This is a genomic window from Burkholderia sp. BCC1977 (assembly GCF_905339595.1).
GTDB lineage: Bacteria > Pseudomonadota > Gammaproteobacteria > Burkholderiales > Burkholderiaceae > Burkholderia.
Genome location: NZ_CAJPGQ010000015.1, coordinates 126,711 through 144,483 on the forward strand (window position 1 = coordinate 126,711; position 17,773 = coordinate 144,483).

Genomic DNA, 17,773 nt, shown 5'->3' on the forward strand with positions numbered 1-17,773 from the left:
CGGATGCAACGCCGGCCCCGGGCGCCCGCGCCGCGTACAATAGTGGACTTTTGCACGTCCTCACCCGCCTTATGTCCTCGCCCACCCTGTACGAATTCTTCGCTCCCTGCCCGCGCGGCCTCGAAGCGGCGCTTGCCGCCGAGCTGGCCGAAATCGCCGGCCGCCATCTGGACGGCGCGCCGTTCACCGCGGGCGCGCAGGTGCCGGGCGGCGTTCATTTCCGCGGCGGCTGGGCCGCCGGCATGGCCGCGAACCTCCATTCGCGGATCGCCAGCCGGATCCTGCTGAAGATCGCGCACCGCCCGTACCGCAACGAACAGGACGTCTACGCGCTCGCGCTCGAGCAGCCGTGGGAACGCTGGTTCGCGTCGACGCAGACCCTGCGCGTCGACATCACCGCGATCAAGTCGCCGCTGAAGAGCCTCGAGTTCGCGACGCTGCGCGTGAAGGACGCGATCTGCGACCGGATGCGCGACAAGACCGGCGCGCGCCCGAGCATCGACACCGGCGCGCCCGACGTGCGCGTGTTCGCGTTCCTGACGGCCACCGAGTGCACGCTGTACCTCGATACGTCGGGCGAGCCGCTGTTCAAGCGCGGCTGGCGCCTCGACAAGGGCGCGGCGCCGCTGCGCGAGAACCTCGCGGCCGGCATCCTGCGCCTGACGGGCTGGACGCCCGGCACGGCGCTGTACGACCCGATGTGCGGCAGCGGCACGTTCCTCGCGGAAGCCGCGCAGATCGCGCTCGGCGTCGCACCGGGCGTCGAGCGCCGGTTCGGCTTCGAAAAGCTCAAGCAGTACGACATCACCGCATGGCAGGGCCTGAAGGTCCCGGCGCTCGACGCGAAGCGCGCGGCGCGCGGCAAGCGCGATTCGCTCGGCGTGTACGGCAGCGACATCTCGGGCGACATGCTCGAGAAGGCGCGCGCGAACCTCGAGCGCGCGGGCGTGCCGTCGGTGTGGCTCAAGCAGGTCGACGCGCGCGGGATGACGCCGCCGTGCGACGGCCCGGGCATCATCCTCGCGAACCCGCCTTACGGCGAGCGGATCGAGGTGCGCGGCCGCAGTGCGCGCGGCGAGGTGCGCGAGACGGGCCGCAACCGCGGCAACGACGACGCATTCCGCCGCACGCACACCGACGCGCCGGACAGCGAGTTCTTCAACGCGCTCGGCGATGCGCTCAAGCAGCGCTTCACGGGCTGGCAGGCGTTCCTGCTGACGTCGGACCGGTCGCTGCCGGGCCAGCTGCGGCTGCGCGAATCGGCGAAGACGCCGCTGTTCAACGGCGCGCTCGAATGCCGGCTGTTCCGTTTCGACCTGATCGCCGGCAGCGTGAAGGCACGCCCGGCCGCGCCGGAAGGCGACGCCTGACGCGCGCGGCGGCCGCCGCGGCCGCCTGCCGACACCCCGACGACGCCCGGCCCGAGCCGGGCGTTTTTCGTTGTGCGGCACCGCTGCATGCGGTGCCGCGCCTGCCGCCCGCCCCCCACCCTCCCATGCGCCGCCGCGCGGCCGGACGTCACCGAAGCCGCCTTTTGTCAGCACCGCCACGACTACTGACAGCACGCTGTCAGCAGCCCCCGATCACACTGCAATCCCGGCGCAATGCAAGGCTGGTTTCCATCCAGAACCCGAACAACAAGGAGCGCGTCATGACGTCCGCAACTGCAACTGAAACCGCAACCCTGGAACGCGCGATCGCGTGGTTCGACATCCCGTCCCTCGATTTCGACCGGGCGATCCGTTTCTACGAAACCGTGCTGCAAACGACGCTGCAGCGCGAAGTCATCGGCGGCGTGCCGATGGCGGTGTTCGATCACGAAGCGTCGAGCACGGGCGGCAGCATCGTGTTCGATCCGCAGCAGATGAAGCCGAGCGCGAACGGCGTGCTCGTGTACCTGAACGCCGGCGAGTCGGTCGTCGCGGCGCTCGAACGCGCGAAGCGCGCGGGCGGCGTCGTGCAGGGCTCGGTCGTCGAGCTGCCGAACAACTACGGCTACATCGGCTACCTGATCGACACCGAAGGCAACCGCGTCGGCCTGCACGCACCGAAATGCCACTGAACGCGTCCACGCTTCGGCCGGGGCGGCGCTATCATCGCGAAGTCCCCGTCGCCGTTGGAGTCGAGGTGCAGCCATGACGCGCCGTGCCGACCGCCTGTTCCAGATCGCCGAGCTGCTGCGCGGGCGGCGTCTCACGACCGCGCAGCAGCTCGCCGACTGGCTGTCGGTGTCGCCGCGCACGGTCTATCGCGACGTGCGCGACCTGCAGCTGTCGGGGGTGCCGATCGAGGGCGAAGCCGGCATCGGCTACCGGCTGAACCGCAACGCGAGCCTGCCGCCGCTCACCTTCACGGCCGAGGAGCTCTCGGCGCTCGCGGCCGGCGCGCGGATGCTCGAGACTTGGGGCGGCGCGCGCTTCGCGGGCGGCGCGCGTTCGGCGCTCGCGAAGATCGCGTCGGCGATGCCGGCCGACAAGCGCACGGCGCTCGATCGCCTGCCGGTGTTCGCGCCGTCGTTCCACATCGACGAGACCTTCTGCGCGAAGGTCGACGCGATCCACCAGGCGGTCGACACGCATCACATCGTCAGCTTCGACTACCGCGACCGGCTCGGCGCGCACACGAAGCGCCGCGTGTGGCCGCTCGGGCTCGTCTACTGGGGCGGACGCTGGACGATCGGCGCGTGGTGCGAGCTGCGCGACGACTTCCGCACCTTCGACATCGCGCGCATGGGCGACATCACCGTGCACGAGCAGTTTCCGGACATGGAAGGCCGGCGGATCGCCGACTACATGCGGATCGCGGAAGCGCCGATGCGCTGACGCGCGCGGTGGCGGCCCGGCGCATGCCGCGGCCCGGCGGCCCGAATGCCCGAATGCCCTGCCGCCCCGCCAACCCGCCAACCCGCCATCCCGCCGCCATTCGCACGCTGGGGCGTCCGCACCCCGGCCACCCCCGTCACTCGCCGAACACCACCGACCGCTTCGGCCGCTCGTCGACGTGCAGCGAAAACACGTCGGCGCGCGCATAGTGCCCGACCACGTCGAAGTCGTAACGCGCCCGCACGAGTTCGTCGGTATCGATGCGCGCGGTCACGAGCCCGGCCTCGCCGATCAGCGGCTCCGTCAGCAGGTCGCCGAGCGGCCCGACGATCACGCTGCCGCCGCGGATCAGCGGCCGCTCCGGATCCCAACCCGGCACGTCGATGCCGAGCGCGCGCGGCGACGGCTGCACCTGGCAGGCGCTCACGACGAAGCAGCGCCCCTCGTGCGCGATGTGCCGCATCGAGCTTTGCCACAGGTCGCGCTCGTCGACGGTCGGCGCGCACCAGATCTGCACGCCTTTCGCATACATCGCGCAGCGCAGCAGCGGCATGTGGTTCTCCCAGCAGATCGCGGCACCCGCGCGGCCCGCGGCCGTGTCGACCACCGGCAGCGTCGAGCCGTCGCCCTGCCCCCAGATCAGCCGCTCGGTGCCGGTCGGCATCAGCTTGCGGTGCTTCGCGACGAGCCCGTCGCGCGGATCGAAGAACAGCGCCGTGCAATACAGCGTGCTGCCGCCGCGCTCGATCACGCCCACCACCAGGCTCGCGCCCGTGCGCTGCGACAGCGCGGCCAATTCGTCGGTTTCGGGCCCCGGCACGTCGATCGCCTGCGCGGCGTAGCGCGCATACGCGTCGCGCCCCTCGGGCAGCCGGTAGCCGAGCCGCGTGCCGAAGATCTCGCCTTTCGGATAGCCGCCGAGCACGGCCTCGGGCAGCACGACGAGCGACGCGCCGCTGTCGCGGATCGCGGCTTCGTAGCCGAGGATCATATCGAGCGTGGCGCGCGTGCCGGCGGGCGATGCGCCGATCTGCAGCGCGGCGATGACTGAGGTGGACATGAAGGCGTCTCCGGTGAGTGGGGTAACGCCATCTTTATCGATATCATTTCATCGATCAAATCGATACAACGATAACTGACATGAATGTGGATGATATCGCCGACCTCGACCTGAACCTGCTGAAGGTGTTCGAGGCGCTGCACGAGGAAGGCGGCGCGAGCCGCGCCGCGCTGCGGCTCGGCCTTACGCAGTCGGCCGTGAGCGCGGCGCTCGCGCGGCTGCGCGTGATCTACGCCGATCCGCTGTTCGTGCGCACCGGCCGCGGGCTCGCGCCGACGCCGCGCGCGGACGAACTGAAGCCGATCCTGTCCGACGCGCTCGACCGCTGCCGCGAAAGCCTCGCGATCGCGGCCGACGGCGGCGAGCGGGTCGGCCGCACGATCTCGATCGGGCTGTCGGACGACTTCGAGATCGCGCTCGGCCGCGCACTGATCGACGCGGTCGCACGGGAAGCCGCGGGCATCCGGCTGATCTTCCGGCAGACGCACAGCGGCATCGCGGGCGACGCGCTGCTGCGGCACGGTGTCGATCTCGCGATCGCGTCGGGCGGGTTCTCGGCGAACGGGCTCAGCCGGCGCGCGGTCGCGACGGGCGGCTACGCGTGCCTGATCGATCCGGCCGGCCGCGCGCGCTCGCGCCGCACGCTCGCGCTCGCCGATTTCCTGCAGCGCGATCACCTGCTCGTGTCGTCGGGCGGCGTGATCGGGATCGTCGACGAGGCGCTGGCCGCGCTGGGCCACAAGCGTCGCGTCGCGGCGTCGACCACGCATTTCGCGGCGCTGCCGTACCTGCTCGCCGGCTCCGACGCGGTGGCGACGATTCCGGCGCACGCGGCCCGCGCGATCGCGCAGTCGACGTCGCTGCGCGCGCTCGCATGCCCGGTCGAGCTGCCGCGCTACCCGGTGGAGATCGGCTGGCGCACGAGCACGCAGCGCGACCCGGCGATCGTGCGCGTGCGCGACACGATCGCCGCCTGCGTCGCGACGATCGTCGCGCCGTGAAAAACGGGGCGCGATTCAATCGGTGACGGCCAGACCTTCCACGCCGGCCTGCCGCCGGTCGGGGCAGGCAGCGCCGTCGATGCGCGCCGCGTCGATCGGGAAACCCCGCCGCCGCCACAGGAACGGCCGGGGTCGGATTCGTCCAGCTAGACGGCCGGCAGCGTCCGGGCGCAACCGGTAAAATGCCGAACCATGAAACCCGAAATCTGGACCCCGCATGTGACCGTCGCGGCGCTCGTCGAGCGCGCCGGTCGCTTTCTCGTGATCGAGGAAGAAACCTCGACGGGCCTGCGCATCAACCAGCCGGCCGGCCATCTCGAAGCCGGCGAGACGCTCGCCGACGCCGTGATCCGCGAGACGCTCGAGGAAACCGCGCATCCGTTCGTCCCCAACGCACTGGTCGGCGTCTATCTCGCGCACTACGACCGCCCCGGCAGCGCCGGCGCGACCTACCTGCGCTTCACGTTCTGCGGCACGGCCGGCGAGCCGCTGCCGGGCCACACGCTCGACGACGGCATCGTCCGCGCGCTGTGGATGAGCGCCGACGAACTGCGCGCATGCAGCGAGCGTCACCGCTCGCCCGCGGTGATGCGCTGCGTCGACGACTATCTCGCCGGGCGGCGCATTCCGCTCGATTTCGTGCACACGCATTCGGTCGCGCCGCGTCCGGACGCATTCGACCGTCAGGCGGTAAACAAATGAGCAAGCGCCGTGTAGTAGTGGGCATGTCGGGCGGCGTCGATTCGTCGGTGACCGCCTGGCTGTTGAAGGAACAGGGGTACGACGTGGTCGGCCTGTTCATGAAGAACTGGGAAGACGACGACGACGGCGAATACTGCTCGACGCGCCAGGACTGGATCGACGTGGTGTCGGTGGCCGACCTGATCGGCATCGACGTGGAAGCCGTGAACTTCGCGGCCGAATACAAGGACCGCGTATTCGCCGAATTCCTGCGCGAATATTCGGCCGGCCGCACGCCGAACCCGGACGTGCTGTGCAACGCCGAGATCAAGTTCAAGGCGTTCCTCGACCACGCGATGTCGCTCGACGCGGAAATGATCGCGACCGGCCACTATGCACGCGTGCGCGAGCGCGACGGGCGCTTCGAACTGCTCAAGGCATTCGATCATACGAAAGACCAGTCGTACTTCCTGCACCGGCTGAACCAGGCGCAACTGTCGAAGACGATGTTCCCGCTCGGCGAGATGCCGAAGACGAAGGTGCGCGAGATCGCCGCGCAGATCGGCCTGCCGAACGCGAAGAAGAAGGATTCGACCGGCATCTGCTTCATCGGCGAGCGGCCGTTCCGCGACTTCCTGAACCGCTATCTTCCGACGAAACCCGGCCCGATGAAGACGCCGGACGGCAAGGTGGTCGGCGAGCACATCGGCCTCGCGTTCTACACGTTCGGCCAGCGCAAGGGCATCGGCCTCGGCGGCAGCAAGGACGGCAGCGGCGAACCGTGGTTCGTCGCCGCGAAGGACATCGCGTCGAACACACTGTACGTCGTGCAGGGCCACGACCATCCGTGGCTGCTGTCGCGCGAGCTCGTCGCCGGCAACGTGAGCTGGGTCGCGGGCGAGCCGCCAGCCGACGGCTTCTCGTGCGGCGCGAAGACGCGCTACCGGCAGGCCGATGCCGCGTGCTCGTTCGGTCGGGCCGCGCTCGGTCGGGCCGACGAAGGACGCTTCTCGCTCGCGTTCGACGACGCGCAATGGGCCGTCACGCCCGGCCAGTCGGCCGTGCTGTACGACGGCGAGATCTGCCTCGGCGGCGGCATCATCGAGTTCGCGGCCACCGGCCAGCCCGGCCAGACGGCGCCGGCACCGGCGGCAGCCCATGCGGGCGCGCTCGCCGAAGCACGCTGACATCCATTCGGTTTAGACTTGCGGCACGCCGCGCCCGGCGGAACACGATTCCGCCGCGGCCGGTGCGCCGCCGCGCAGCGTACGCATGGCGGCATTTCAAGATTCTTATGGAGTCCCCATGCTTTCCAGACGCTACCTCGCGATGTGGTGCGCCGTGCTGCTGCTCGTCGCGGCGGCCGCACTCGCGTCGATCCACGTGCTTTCCTGGCTGTGGATCCTCATCCCTGTCGCCCTCGTCGCCGTCGGCCTGTACGACCTGAACCAGGACCGTCACGCGATCCTGCGCAACTACCCGCTTTGGGGTCATTTCCGCTTCCTGTTCGAGTTCATCCGGCCTGAAATCCGCCAGTATTTCGTCGAGGACGACACCGACGAGAAACCGTTCTCGCGCGCGCAGCGCAGCCTCGTCTACCAGCGCGCGAAGAACGTCGCCGACAACCGCCCGTACGGCACCGAACTGAACGTGAAGGCCGTCGCGCACGAATGGATCAGCCACTCGCTCGCGCCGACGAAGCTGCCGAACCACGACTTCCGCATCCGGGTCGGCGCGAGTCGCGCGCAACCGTACGACATCTCGATCTTCAACATCTCGGCGATGAGCTTCGGCTCGCTGTCCGCGAACGCGATCCGCTCGCTGAACCTCGGCGCGAAGAAGGGCGGATTCGCGCACGACACCGGCGAAGGCTCGCTGTCGAAGTATCACCGCGAGAACGGCGGCGACATCATCTGGGAAATCGCGTCCGGCTACTTCGGCTGCCGCAACGACGACGGCACGTTCAACCCGGACAAGTTCGCGAAGCAGGCCGCCGATCCGCAGGTCAAGATGATCGAGATCAAGCTGTCGCAAGGCGCGAAGCCGGGCCACGGCGGCGTGCTGCCGGCCGCGAAGATCACGCCGGAAATCGCCGAGACGCGCGGCGTGCCGATGGGCAAGGACTGCATCTCGCCCGCGACGCACTCGCAATTCTCGACGCCGCGCGGGCTGCTCGAATTCGTCGAGCGGCTGCGCACGCTGTCGGGCGGCAAGCCGACCGGCTTCAAGCTGTGCATCGGCCATCCGTGGGAATTCTTCGGGATCGCGAAGGCGATGATCGAGACGGGCATCGTGCCCGACTTCATCGTCGTCGACGGCGCGGAAGGCGGCACCGGCGCGGCACCGCTCGAGTTCACCGACCATGTCGGCGTGCCGCTGCAGGAAGGGTTGCTGCTGGTGCACAACACGCTCGTCGGGATCGGCGTGCGCGACCGCGTGAAGATCGGCGCGAGCGGCAAGATCATCACCGCGTTCGACATCGCGCGCACGCTCGCGATCGGCGCGGACTGGGTGAACTCGGCGCGCGGCTTCATGTTCGCGGTCGGCTGCATCCAGGCGCAGCACTGCCACACCGACCGCTGCCCGACCGGCGTCGCCACGCAGGACCCGGTGCGCCAGCGCGCCCTCGTCGTGCCGGACAAGGCCGAGCGCGTATACAACTTCCACCGCAATACGCTGCATGCGCTGCAGGAACTCGTGCAGGCGGCCGGCCTCGGCCATCCGTCCGAGCTGCGCGCGCATCACATCGTGCAGCGCGTCGCGCCGCACGAGGTGCGGCTGATGTCGCAACTGCTGAAGTACCTGAAGCCCGGCGCGCTGCTTGACGGCCAGACCTGCGGCTATACGCTGTACGACAAGTGGTGGCCGATCGCGCGCAGCGACTCGTTCGTGCTCGGCGAAACCGTTTACGCGTCGATCGATTAACGCGCGAACGCCCGCCGCCGAGGCGGCTCGCCAAAAAGAAAAGCGCCCCGCGGGGCGCTTTTCTCTTGTCTGCCCGATCGGCAGCCGGCGGCCGGTCAGCCTTGCGGCAGCGTGTCGGTGAACGTCTGCCGCTGCGACAGCTTCACGAAATGCTTGTCGAGGTTCGGATGGCGGTCGCGCCAGTTGAGTTCGGGCATCCGGAAGTCGAGGTAGCCGAGCGCGCAGCCGAGTGCGATGTCGGCGAGCGTGTAATGATTACCGACGCACCACGTCTTGCCGCCGAGGCCCTGCGACATCGCGACGAGCGCGTCGTCGATCTTGCGCTGCTGGCGCGCGATCCAGCTCGCGCTGCGCTGCGCTTCGTCACGCAGCGTGTGTTCGAGACGGATCGCCACGGCCGCGTCGAGCACGCCGTCGCCCAGCGCTTCCCAGCAACGCACTTCGACACGTTCGCGCCCCGACGGCGGAATCAGCTTGCCGACCGGCGACAGCGTATCGACGTATTCGCAAATCACGCGGGAATCGAACACCGCGGCACCATCCTCCATCACCAGACACGGGACCTTGCCGAGCGGATTCGCTGCATGAATGTCCGTCTCCGGCGCCCACACGTTCTCGAGCTCCAGCTTGTAGTCGATCTTCTTTTCAGCAAGCACGATCCGCGTCTTTCGGACGTACGGGCTGCTGAGCGAACCGATTAATTTCATCATCTGCCTTTTTAAGGGAACCGCCGAGAGTATACGTTGTCGCCGATCATAACCGGCCGGCGCGGCCCGGTAGAAAATCGCCCGTCCGGCCTGTGGATGGTTTGCAACAGCCGCCGCCGAGCCCCGTCCGGCGCGGCTTGCAGCCGCCCCTCTCACGCGCGGCGTCCGGCGGCGCTACAATCGCACGATGAATGCACCCCTCGATACCGCCATCGCCGTCGACGTCTACCGCCAGCGCCGCGAACGCGTGCTTGCCGCACTGCGCGCCGCGGGCGGCGGCGTCGCCATCGTCCCCACCGCGCCGGAAATGCTGCGCAACCGCGATACGGCCTTTCCGTACCGGCATGACAGCTACTTCCACTACCTGACGGGTTTCACCGAGCCGGACGCCGTGCTCGTGCTGAACGCGGCCGGGTCGCACGGCGCGCCGGAATCGATCCTGTTCTGCCGCGCGAAGAATGCCGACCGCGAGATCTGGGAAGGTTTCCATTACGGGCCCGAGGCCGCGCGCGATGCGTTCGGCTTCGACGCGGCCTACGCGGCCGACGTGATCGACACCGAAATACCGCGCCTGCTCGCCGATGCGGGCACCGTGCACTACCGGTTCGGCGCGTCGGCCGAGTTCGACCGCCAGCTCGCCGGCTGGATCGATGCGGTGCGCGCGCAGGCGCGCACGGGTGTCGCCGCGCCGGACGCGCTGCTCGACCTCACGCCGCTGCTCGACGACATGCGGCTCGTGAAGGACGAACACGAACTCGCGATCATGATGCGTGCCGCGCACATCTCCGCGCTCGCGCACCGCCGCGCGATGCAGGTGTGCCGCCCGGGAATCCGCGAATACGAACTCGAGGCCGAGCTGCTGTACGCGTTCCGCAAGCACGGCGCGCAGGCGCCCGCGTACGGCTCGATCGTCGCGGCCGGCGCGAACGCGTGCGTGCTGCACTACCCGGCCGGCAACGCGGCCGCGCGGGACGGCGACCTGATCCTGATCGATGCCGCGTGCGAACTCGACGGCTACGCGTCGGACATCACGCGCACGTTCCCGGCCAACGGGCGCTTCTCGCCCGCGCAGCGCACGCTGTACGACATCGTGCTCGCCGCGCAGCAGGCCGCGATCGACGCAACGCGCGCGGGCGTGCCGTTCGAAGCGCCGCACGACGCGGCCGTGCGGGTGCTGGCGCAAGGGCTGCTCGATACCGGCATCATCCCGAAGACGCGCTTCTCGAGCGTCGACGACGTGATCGCCGAGCGCGCGTACGCACGCTTCTACATGCACCGCACCGGCCACTGGATCGGCATGGACGTGCACGATTGCGGCGACTATCGCGAGCGGCTCGCCGCGCGCGACGCCAACGGCGCGCTGCCGTGGCGCACGCTGAAACCCGGCATGACGCTCACCGTCGAGCCGGGCCTGTACGTGCGGGCAGCCGACGACGTGCCGTCCGAATACTGGAACATCGGCATCCGCATCGAGGACGACGCGATCGTGCGCGAGCACGGTTGCGAGCTGATCACGCGCGACGTGCCGGTGGCGGCCGCCGAGATCGAGGCATTGATGCGCGCGGGCGCGGCGCACGGCGCATGAGCGTGCCGCAGGCTGCCATCGACCCTGGCGGCCTGGCCATTGACTTGCTGTTGACCCGCCGTTGACCCGCCGTTGACCGTTACCCCGTTTCACGAACACTGATGACGACCGCTTCCTCCCCCGCCACGCCGGACTACGACCTCGCCATCGTCGGCGCGGGCCCCGTCGGGCTCGCGCTCGCCGGCTGGCTCGCACGACGCAGCGCGACGCAGCACGCGTCGATCGCGCTGATCGACGCGCGTGAGCCGGCCGCGAGCGCGAACGACCCGCGCGCGATTGCCGTGTCGCACGGCAGCCGCGTGCTGCTCGACACGCTCGGCTGGCCGGCCGACGCGACGCCGATCGAACACATCCACGTATCGCAGCGCGGCCATTTCGGGCGCACGCTGATCGACCGCGACGAGCACGACCTCGCCGCGCTCGGCTATGTGGTGCGCTACGGCTCGATCGTGCAGGCGCTCGCGCAGGCAGTGCGCGGCACGCGCGTCGACTGGTTCACGTCGACCACCGCACGCACGCCGCAACAGGACGCCGACGGCGTCACGCTGACGCTCGACGGCCCGCAAGGCGAGCGCACGCTGCGCGCGCGCATCGTCATCAACGCCGAAGGCGGGCTGTTCCACGAACAGCAGGCCGATACCGGCAAGCATCGCCGCGACTACGGCCAGACCGCGATCGTCGGCACCGTCACGGTCTCGGCGCCGCGCCCGAACGTCGCGTGGGAACGCTTCACGCACGAAGGCCCGCTCGCGCTGCTGCCGCTCGGCGGCCCGCGCCAGGCCGAGTATTCGCTCGTGTGGTGCTGCACGCCCGACGAGGCGGCCCGCCGCGCCGCCCTTCCCGACGACGCGTTCCTGCGCGAACTCGGTGACGCGTTCGGCGAGCGGATGGGCCGGTTCGTCGCGATCGCGGGGCGCGCCTCGTTCCCGCTCGGGCTGAACGCGGCGCAAACGCTCGTCAACGGGCGCATCGCGATCGTCGGCAACGCCGCACAAACGCTGCATCCGGTCGCCGGCCAGGGGCTCAACCTCGGGCTGCGCGATGCGCACACGCTCGTCGACGCGCTGTCCGCGCAGGGCTTCGAAGCGACCGCACTCGCAACCTTCAACGCGCGGCGCGCGCTCGACCGGCGCTTCACGATCGGCGCGACAGACACGCTCGCGCGCCTGTTCACGGTCGACGCCGGCCCCCTTCCGCTGCTGCGCGGCGCGGCGCTGACCGCGCTCGAATTCGTGCCGCCGCTCAAGAAGGCGATCGCGCGACAGATGATGTTCGGCCAGCGCAACTGACGCGCGGCGCACCGCGCGTTGCGCGCCGTCAGGCCGTGCAAACCGGGTCAAATCGGCGGGGCATGGGAATACGGTAAAATGCGCGTTTTCCCTCCGCCCTTTTTTGCCCGCGACGCCCGGCGCTCGCGGGCGGTGCCATTGCGATGCCCGTTATCGGCTCTCACGTATTGCGTAACAACCTGTTCGTCGCCCCGATGGCCGGGGTGACGGATCGTCCGTTCCGCCAGCTGTGCAAGCGGCTGGGGGCCGGGTACGCCGTGTCCGAGATGGTCGCGTCCAATGCGCAGCTGTGGAAAAGCGCGAAGACGATGCGGCGGGCAAACCACGAAGGCGAAGTCGAGCCGATCGCGGTGCAGATCGCCGGCGCCGATCCGGCGATGATGGCCGAAGCGGCCCGCTACAACGTCGACAACGGCGCGCAGATCATCGACATCAACATGGGCTGCCCGGCGAAGAAGGTCTGCAACGTCGCGGCCGGCTCCGCGCTGCTGCAGAACGAGCCGCTCGTGCAGCGGATCGTCGAGGCCGTCGTCGCGGCGGTCGGCACGGGGCCGGATGCGGTGCCCGTCACGCTGAAGATCCGCACCGGCTGGGATCGCGATCACAAGAACGCGATCACGGTCGCGCGCCTCGCCGAAGCGGCCGGCATCTCGATGCTGACCGTGCACGGCCGCACGCGCGCCGACCTCTACCGCGGCGACGCGGAATACGACACGATCGCGGCCGTGAAGGCGGCCGTGCGCATCCCGGTCGTCGCGAACGGCGACATCACGTCGCCGGCGAAAGCGAAGGCCGTGCTCGACGCGACCGGCGCCGACGCACTGATGATCGGTCGCGCCGCGCAAGGCCGGCCGTGGCTGTTCCGTGAAATCGATCATTTCCTGCAAACCGGCGAACTGCTGCCCCCGCCGCTGATCGACGAGATCCAGCACGTGATGAACGAACACCTGGAAGACCACTACGCTTTCTATGGTGAATTCACGGGCGTCCGTACTGCGCGCAAGCACATCGGCTGGTACACTCGCGGCCTTTCCGGTGCCAACGGGTTCCGGCACAGGATGAACACGCTCGATTCCACCCGCGAGCAGCTCGCCGCCGTCAATGCCTTCTTCGAGGCGCAAAAGGCGCTGTCGGACCACCTCGTCTACGTCGATGACGAAGAGGAAAACGGCCAGGGCGAGTCGGACGACCATAACCAGTTAGCAGCATGAGCAAGCACAACATCGAACAATGTGTCCGCGAGAGCCTGGACGTGTATTTCCGGGATCTAGACGGCTCCAATCCGCACGACGTCTATGAAATGGTGATGTCCTGCGTCGAAAAGCCGATGCTCGAGGTCGTGCTCGTACAGGCCGGCGGCAACCAGTCGCTCGCCGCGGAGTACCTCGGCATCAATCGCAATACGCTGCGCAAGAAGCTGCAGCAGCACGGCCTGCTGTAGGCAGCCGTCCCGTCCCCGTTTCCCTGGCTATTGGTGGTTCCATCATGATCAAGCAAGCGCTCATTTCCGTTTCCGACAAGACCGGCATCGTCGACTTCGCGAAGTCGCTGTCCGACCTCGGCGTCAAGCTGCTGTCGACCGGCGGCACCGCGAAACTCCTCGCCGACGCGGGCCTGCCCGTGACCGAAGTGGCCGACTACACGGGCTTTCCGGAGATGCTCGATGGGCGCGTGAAGACGCTCCACCCGAAGGTGCACGGCGGCATCCTCGCCCGCCGCGACCTGCCCGAGCACATGCAGGCGCTGGAGCAGCACGGCATCCCGACGATCGACCTGCTGGTCGTGAACCTGTATCCGTTCGTCGCGACGATCGCGAAGGACGACTGCACGCTCGCCGACGCGATCGAAAACATCGACATCGGCGGCCCGACGATGCTGCGCTCGGCCGCGAAGAACCACCGCGACGTGACGGTCGTCGTCGACCCGGCCGACTACGCGGTCGTGCTCGACGAAATGAAGGCGAACGGCAACGCGATCGGCTACGCGACCAACTTCCGCCTCGCGACCAAGGTGTTCGCGCACACCGCGCAATACGACGGCGCGATCACGAACTACCTGACGAGCCTGACCGACGAGCTGCAGCACGCTTCGCGCAGCGCGTACCCGGCCACGCTGAACCTGGCGTTCGACAAGGTGCAGGACCTGCGCTACGGCGAGAACCCGCACCAGAGCGCCGCGTTCTACCGCGACCTCGCGGCGCCGGCCGGCGCGCTGGCGAACTACCGCCAGCTGCAGGGCAAGGAACTGTCGTACAACAACATCGCGGATTCGGACGCGGCGTGGGAATGCGTGAAGACATTCGACGCACCGGCCTGCGTGATCATCAAGCATGCGAACCCGTGCGGCGTCGCGGTCGGCAACGACTCGGCGGACGCGTATGCGAAGGCATTCCAGACCGACCCGACGTCGGCGTTCGGCGGCATCATCGCGTTCAACCGCGAAGTCGACGAGACGGCCGCGCAGGCGGTGGCGAAGCAGTTCGTCGAAGTGCTGATCGCGCCGTCGTTCTCGGACGCCGCGAAGCAGGTGTTCGCCGCGAAGCAGAACGTGCGCCTGCTCGAAATCGCGCTGGGCGACGGCCATAACGCGTTCGACCTGAAGCGCGTGGGCGGCGGCCTGCTCGTGCAGTCGCTCGATTCGAAGAACGTGCAGCCGAGCGAGCTGCGCGTCGTCACGAAGCGCCAGCCGACCGCGAAGGAAATGGACGACCTGCTGTTCGCATGGCGCGTCGCGAAGTACGTGAAGTCGAACGCGATCGTGTTCTGCGGCAACGGCATGACGCTCGGCGTCGGCGCAGGCCAGATGAGCCGCGTCGATTCGGCACGCATCGCGAGCATCAAGGCACAGAACGCGGGCCTCACGCTGGCCGGCTCGGCCGTCGCATCGGACGCGTTCTTCCCGTTCCGCGACGGTCTCGACGTCGTCGTGGCGGCAGGCGCGACCTGCGTGATCCAGCCGGGCGGCTCGATGCGCGACGACGAAGTGATCGCGGCGGCCGACGAGCACGGTATCGCGATGATCCTGACGGGCGTGCGTCACTTCCGTCACTGATCGCACGCGGCCCGCGCGGCCGCTGCACGCAAACCCGGCGGCATCGCACCCGCCGGGTTTTTTATTGCGCGGCGCCGGCGCACGCGACCGTGGGGCCGGCGCCGCGCACCATTCGTTGTAGTATCGCTGCATCAGGTTTTTCTCCTCACTCATGCGAATTCTCGGCATCGACCCCGGCCTGCGCGTCACCGGCTTCGGCGTCATCGACGTCAGCGGCCACCGGCTCGCCTATGTCGCAAGCGGCGTGATCCGCACGCCCACGGCCGACCTGGCCACCCGGCTCGGCACGATCTTCCAGGGCGTATCGACGCTCGTGCGCGAACACGCGCCCGACCAGGCCGCGATCGAACAGGTGTTCGTCAACGTGAACCCGCAGTCGACGCTGCTGCTCGGCCAGGCGCGCGGCGCCGCGATCTGCGGGCTCGTCTCCGGCGGCCTGCCGGTCGCCGAATACACCGCGCTGCAACTGAAGCAGGCCGTCGTCGGTTACGGCCGCGCGACCAAATCGCAGATGCAGGAGATGGTCACGCGGCTGCTCAACCTGACCGGCCAGCCCGGCAGCGACGCGGCCGACGCGCTCGGGATGGCGATCTGCCATGCGCACAGCGGCAATACGCTCGGCACGATCGGCGGCCTCGCGCCGGCGCTCGCGAAAAAGGGGCTGCGCGTGCGACGCGGACGGCTCGTCGGCTGACGCGACGCCACGCATTCCTCCGGCGCGGCGCGCGGCCACTCTCGGCACGCGTGTTGCGCCAGCCACCGGCGTTCCCGCCTGATCGCCACGCGTCGCGCACGCGCCGCGCCCCGCGTCGCCCTGACCTGACGGCCAACCCATCGGCATCGCGCCGCACCTGCGCTACACTCGCGCTTTCTTCCTCGCATCCCGCCATCCATGATCGGTCGCATCGCCGGCATCCTGCTCGAAAAGAACCCGCCTCACCTGCTCGTCGACTGCAACGGCGTCGGCTACGAAATCGACGTGCCGATGAGCACCTTCTACAACCTGCCGCAAACGGGCGAGCGCGTCGTGCTGCTCACGCAGCAGATCGTGCGCGAGGACGCGCACCTGCTGTACGGCTTCCTGACGCCGCAGGAGCGCACGACCTTCCGCGAACTGCTGAAGATCACCGGCATCGGCGCGCGCATGGCGCTGGCCGTGCTGTCCGGCATGAGCGTGCAGGAGCTCGCGCAGGCGGTGACGATGCAGGACGCCGCGCGCCTCACGCGCCTGCCCGGCATCGGCAAGAAGACCGCCGAACGCCTGCTGCTCGAGCTGAAGGGCAAGCTCGGCGCGGACCTCGGTGCGCTCGCCGGCGCCGCGTCGCCGTCCGACCACGCGACCGACATCCTCAACGCGCTGCTCGCGCTCGGCTATTCCGAAAAGGAAGGCCTCGCCGCGATCAAGAACGTGCCGGCCGGCACCGGCGTGTCCGAGGGCATCAAGCTCGCGCTCAAGGCACTGTCGAAGGTGTAACGCCCGCCCGAAGCGGCTATCGGAGCCAGTGTCGCGCCGCCGTACGGCGCGCGCCAGTCGGCCGTTCGGCCAGTTCGGCCGCGTGACCGCGCGCGGTACAATGGCCGCATGATTGAAACCGACAAACTCGCCGCCGAGCGGATCATCGCCGCCACGCCTGCCTCGTCGCACGAGGAGGTGTTCGAACGCGCGCTGCGGCCGCGCCAGCTCGACGACTACGTCGGCCAGGAAAAGGTGCGCGGCCAGCTCGAGATCTTCATCGAGGCCGCGAAGCGCCGCGCCGAGCCGCTCGACCACGTGCTGCTGTTCGGGCCGCCGGGTCTCGGCAAGACCACCCTCGCCCACATCATCGCGCGCGAGATGGGCGTGAACCTGCGCCAGACGTCGGGCCCCGTGCTCGAGCGCGCGGGCGACCTCGCCGCGCTGCTGACCAACCTCGAAGCGAACGACGTGCTGTTCATCGACGAGATCCACCGGCTGTCGCCGGTCGTCGAGGAAATCCTGTATCCGGCGCTCGAGGATTACCAGATCGACATCATGATCGGCGAAGGGCCGGCCGCGCGCAGCGTGAAGCTCGACCTGCAGCCGTTCACGCTGGTCGGCGCGACCACGCGTGCGGGGATGCTGACCAACCCGCTGCGCGATCGTTTCGGGATCGTCGCGCGCCTCGAGTTCTACGATGCCGACCAGCTGTCGCGCATCGTGCGGCGCTCGGCATCGCTGCTGAACGCGCAGATCGATCCGAACGGCGCGCTGGAAATCGCGAAGCGCTCGCGCGGCACGCCGCGGATCGCGAACCGGCTGCTGCGCCGCGTGCGCGACTATGCGGAAGTGAAGGCCGACGGCCAGATCACCGCGGCCGTCGCCGACGCCGCGCTCGCCATGCTCGACGTCGATCCGGTCGGCTTCGACCTGATGGACCGCAAGCTGCTCGAGGCGATCCTGCACAAGTTCGACGGCGGCCCGGTCGGCATCGACAACCTCGCGGCGGCGATCGGCGAGGAGCGCGACACGATCGAGGACGTGCTCGAACCGTACCTGATCCAGCAGGGCTTCCTGCAGCGCACGCCGCGCGGGCGCGTCGCGACACTGCTCACGTACCGCCACTTCGGGCTCTCCGCGCCCGATGCCGGCAACGCCGAACGCGGGATGTGGGATACCCCCGCCGGGAAGTAGCC

17 protein-coding genes are annotated in these 17,773 nt (G+C 69.1%); 15 read left to right on the plus strand and 2 right to left on the minus strand.

The annotated features are described in order from the left end of the window. The first annotated feature begins 71 nt into the window (after nucleotides 1-71). The 3 genes from U5771_RS15260 (at nucleotide 72) to U5771_RS15270 (ending at nucleotide 2,822) form a co-directional block, all read left to right on the plus strand. Nucleotides 72-1,370: a class I SAM-dependent RNA methyltransferase gene (locus tag U5771_RS15260; protein WP_322024746.1), complete on the plus strand. Its 1,299-nt coding sequence runs from the start codon at nucleotides 72-74 to the stop codon at nucleotides 1,368-1,370. Between the two features lie 281 nt (nucleotides 1,371-1,651). Then, nucleotides 1,652-2,062 carry a VOC family protein gene (locus U5771_RS15265; protein WP_321849246.1) on the plus strand — a complete coding sequence of 137 codons (411 nt, stop codon included), beginning with the start codon at nucleotides 1,652-1,654 and terminating at the stop codon, nucleotides 2,060-2,062. Nucleotides 2,063-2,135: 73 nt separating this feature from the next. Continuing rightward, on the plus strand, nucleotides 2,136-2,822 hold the full coding sequence (locus U5771_RS15270; RefSeq protein WP_322024747.1) for a YafY family protein: 687 nt from the start codon (nucleotides 2,136-2,138) through the stop codon (nucleotides 2,820-2,822). Between the two features lie 136 nt (nucleotides 2,823-2,958). Here the strand turns inward: U5771_RS15270 and U5771_RS15275 are convergent, their stop codons facing one another. Next, nucleotides 2,959-3,882: a carbon-nitrogen hydrolase family protein gene (locus U5771_RS15275; RefSeq protein ID WP_322024748.1), complete on the minus strand. Its 924-nt coding sequence runs from the start codon at nucleotides 3,880-3,882 to the stop codon at nucleotides 2,959-2,961. An 80-nt stretch (nucleotides 3,883-3,962) separates the two neighbouring features. Here U5771_RS15275 and U5771_RS15280 point away from each other — a divergent pair, with 80 nt between their 5' ends. The 4 genes from U5771_RS15280 (at nucleotide 3,963) to U5771_RS15295 (ending at nucleotide 8,489) form a co-directional block, all read left to right on the plus strand. Beyond that, nucleotides 3,963-4,883: a LysR family transcriptional regulator gene (locus U5771_RS15280; RefSeq protein WP_322024749.1), complete on the plus strand. Its 921-nt coding sequence runs from the start codon at nucleotides 3,963-3,965 to the stop codon at nucleotides 4,881-4,883. 192 nt (nucleotides 4,884-5,075) lie between these two features. Further along, nucleotides 5,076-5,585 (plus strand): NUDIX hydrolase, encoded by a 510-nt coding sequence (locus tag U5771_RS15285; protein ID WP_322024750.1) that lies wholly within the window; start codon nucleotides 5,076-5,078, stop codon nucleotides 5,583-5,585. Then, nucleotides 5,582-6,751: a tRNA 2-thiouridine(34) synthase MnmA gene (gene mnmA, locus U5771_RS15290; protein ID WP_322024751.1), complete on the plus strand. Its 1,170-nt coding sequence runs from the start codon at nucleotides 5,582-5,584 to the stop codon at nucleotides 6,749-6,751. The genes U5771_RS15285 and mnmA overlap by 4 nt, the downstream gene beginning before the upstream one ends. 118 nt (nucleotides 6,752-6,869) lie before the next feature. Continuing rightward, nucleotides 6,870-8,489, plus strand: a complete 1,620-nt coding sequence (locus U5771_RS15295; protein ID WP_322024752.1) for an FMN-binding glutamate synthase family protein — start codon at nucleotides 6,870-6,872, stop codon at nucleotides 8,487-8,489. 95 nt (nucleotides 8,490-8,584) lie between these two features. Here U5771_RS15295 and U5771_RS15300 read toward each other — a convergent pair whose 3' ends face one another. Then, the gene (locus U5771_RS15300; RefSeq protein ID WP_322024772.1) at nucleotides 8,585-9,196 is read right to left on the minus strand and encodes a glutathione S-transferase family protein; all 612 of its coding nucleotides are present in this window, start codon (nucleotides 9,194-9,196) and stop codon (nucleotides 8,585-8,587) included. Between the two features lie 187 nt (nucleotides 9,197-9,383). Between U5771_RS15300 and U5771_RS15305 the strand changes: the two genes are divergently transcribed. The 8 genes from U5771_RS15305 to ruvB all read left to right on the plus strand — a co-directional run bounded on the left by U5771_RS15305 (nucleotide 9,384) and on the right by ruvB (nucleotide 17,771). Then, on the plus strand, nucleotides 9,384-10,781 hold the full coding sequence (locus tag U5771_RS15305) for an aminopeptidase P N-terminal domain-containing protein (protein WP_322024753.1): 1,398 nt from the start codon (nucleotides 9,384-9,386) through the stop codon (nucleotides 10,779-10,781). Between the two features lie 101 nt (nucleotides 10,782-10,882). After that, nucleotides 10,883-12,070, plus strand: a complete 1,188-nt coding sequence (locus U5771_RS15310; RefSeq protein ID WP_322024754.1) for a UbiH/UbiF/VisC/COQ6 family ubiquinone biosynthesis hydroxylase — start codon at nucleotides 10,883-10,885, stop codon at nucleotides 12,068-12,070. A 143-nt stretch (nucleotides 12,071-12,213) separates the two neighbouring features. Further along, entirely contained in the window at nucleotides 12,214-13,281 is a 1,068-nt protein-coding gene (dusB, locus tag U5771_RS15315; protein ID WP_322024755.1) for a tRNA dihydrouridine synthase DusB, read from the plus strand. Continuing rightward, nucleotides 13,278-13,511: a Fis family transcriptional regulator gene (locus tag U5771_RS15320; protein ID WP_006476892.1), complete on the plus strand. Its 234-nt coding sequence runs from the start codon at nucleotides 13,278-13,280 to the stop codon at nucleotides 13,509-13,511. Before dusB ends, U5771_RS15320 begins: the two co-directional genes overlap by 4 nt. 44 nt (nucleotides 13,512-13,555) lie before the next feature. Further along, nucleotides 13,556-15,121, plus strand: a complete 1,566-nt coding sequence (gene purH / locus U5771_RS15325; protein ID WP_322024756.1) for a bifunctional phosphoribosylaminoimidazolecarboxamide formyltransferase/IMP cyclohydrolase — start codon at nucleotides 13,556-13,558, stop codon at nucleotides 15,119-15,121. Between the two features lie 151 nt (nucleotides 15,122-15,272). Next, entirely contained in the window at nucleotides 15,273-15,815 is a 543-nt protein-coding gene (gene ruvC / locus U5771_RS15330; protein WP_124610553.1) for a crossover junction endodeoxyribonuclease RuvC, read from the plus strand. Between the two features lie 198 nt (nucleotides 15,816-16,013). Then, nucleotides 16,014-16,595, plus strand: a complete 582-nt coding sequence (ruvA, locus tag U5771_RS15335) for a Holliday junction branch migration protein RuvA (RefSeq protein ID WP_014898064.1) — start codon at nucleotides 16,014-16,016, stop codon at nucleotides 16,593-16,595. Between the two features lie 108 nt (nucleotides 16,596-16,703). Further along, nucleotides 16,704-17,771: a Holliday junction branch migration DNA helicase RuvB gene (gene ruvB / locus U5771_RS15340; protein WP_322024757.1), complete on the plus strand. Its 1,068-nt coding sequence runs from the start codon at nucleotides 16,704-16,706 to the stop codon at nucleotides 17,769-17,771. The last annotated feature ends 2 nt before the right edge of the window (nucleotides 17,772-17,773 follow it).

Coding starts and splice junctions, on each gene's coding strand:
- U5771_RS15305 (WP_322024753.1), top strand. CDS start 9,384: ATGAATGCACCCCTCGATACCGCCATCGCCGTCGACGTCTACCGCCAG.
- U5771_RS15300 (WP_322024772.1), bottom strand. CDS start 9,196: ATGAAATTAATCGGTTCGCTCAGCAGCCCGTACGTCCGAAAGACGCGG.
- ruvC (WP_124610553.1), top strand. CDS start 15,273: ATGCGAATTCTCGGCATCGACCCCGGCCTGCGCGTCACCGGCTTCGGC.
- U5771_RS15310 (WP_322024754.1), top strand. CDS start 10,883: ATGACGACCGCTTCCTCCCCCGCCACGCCGGACTACGACCTCGCCATC.
- dusB (WP_322024755.1), top strand. CDS start 12,214: ATGCCCGTTATCGGCTCTCACGTATTGCGTAACAACCTGTTCGTCGCC.
- U5771_RS15295 (WP_322024752.1), top strand. CDS start 6,870: ATGCTTTCCAGACGCTACCTCGCGATGTGGTGCGCCGTGCTGCTGCTC.
- U5771_RS15285 (WP_322024750.1), top strand. CDS start 5,076: ATGAAACCCGAAATCTGGACCCCGCATGTGACCGTCGCGGCGCTCGTC.
- U5771_RS15320 (WP_006476892.1), top strand. CDS start 13,278: ATGAGCAAGCACAACATCGAACAATGTGTCCGCGAGAGCCTGGACGTG.
- U5771_RS15265 (WP_321849246.1), top strand. CDS start 1,652: ATGACGTCCGCAACTGCAACTGAAACCGCAACCCTGGAACGCGCGATC.
- mnmA (WP_322024751.1), top strand. CDS start 5,582: ATGAGCAAGCGCCGTGTAGTAGTGGGCATGTCGGGCGGCGTCGATTCG.
- U5771_RS15270 (WP_322024747.1), top strand. CDS start 2,136: ATGACGCGCCGTGCCGACCGCCTGTTCCAGATCGCCGAGCTGCTGCGC.
- U5771_RS15275 (WP_322024748.1), bottom strand. CDS start 3,882: ATGTCCACCTCAGTCATCGCCGCGCTGCAGATCGGCGCATCGCCCGCC.
- ruvA (WP_014898064.1), top strand. CDS start 16,014: ATGATCGGTCGCATCGCCGGCATCCTGCTCGAAAAGAACCCGCCTCAC.
- ruvB (WP_322024757.1), top strand. CDS start 16,704: ATGATTGAAACCGACAAACTCGCCGCCGAGCGGATCATCGCCGCCACG.
- U5771_RS15260 (WP_322024746.1), top strand. CDS start 72: ATGTCCTCGCCCACCCTGTACGAATTCTTCGCTCCCTGCCCGCGCGGC.
- U5771_RS15280 (WP_322024749.1), top strand. CDS start 3,963: ATGAATGTGGATGATATCGCCGACCTCGACCTGAACCTGCTGAAGGTG.
- purH (WP_322024756.1), top strand. CDS start 13,556: ATGATCAAGCAAGCGCTCATTTCCGTTTCCGACAAGACCGGCATCGTC.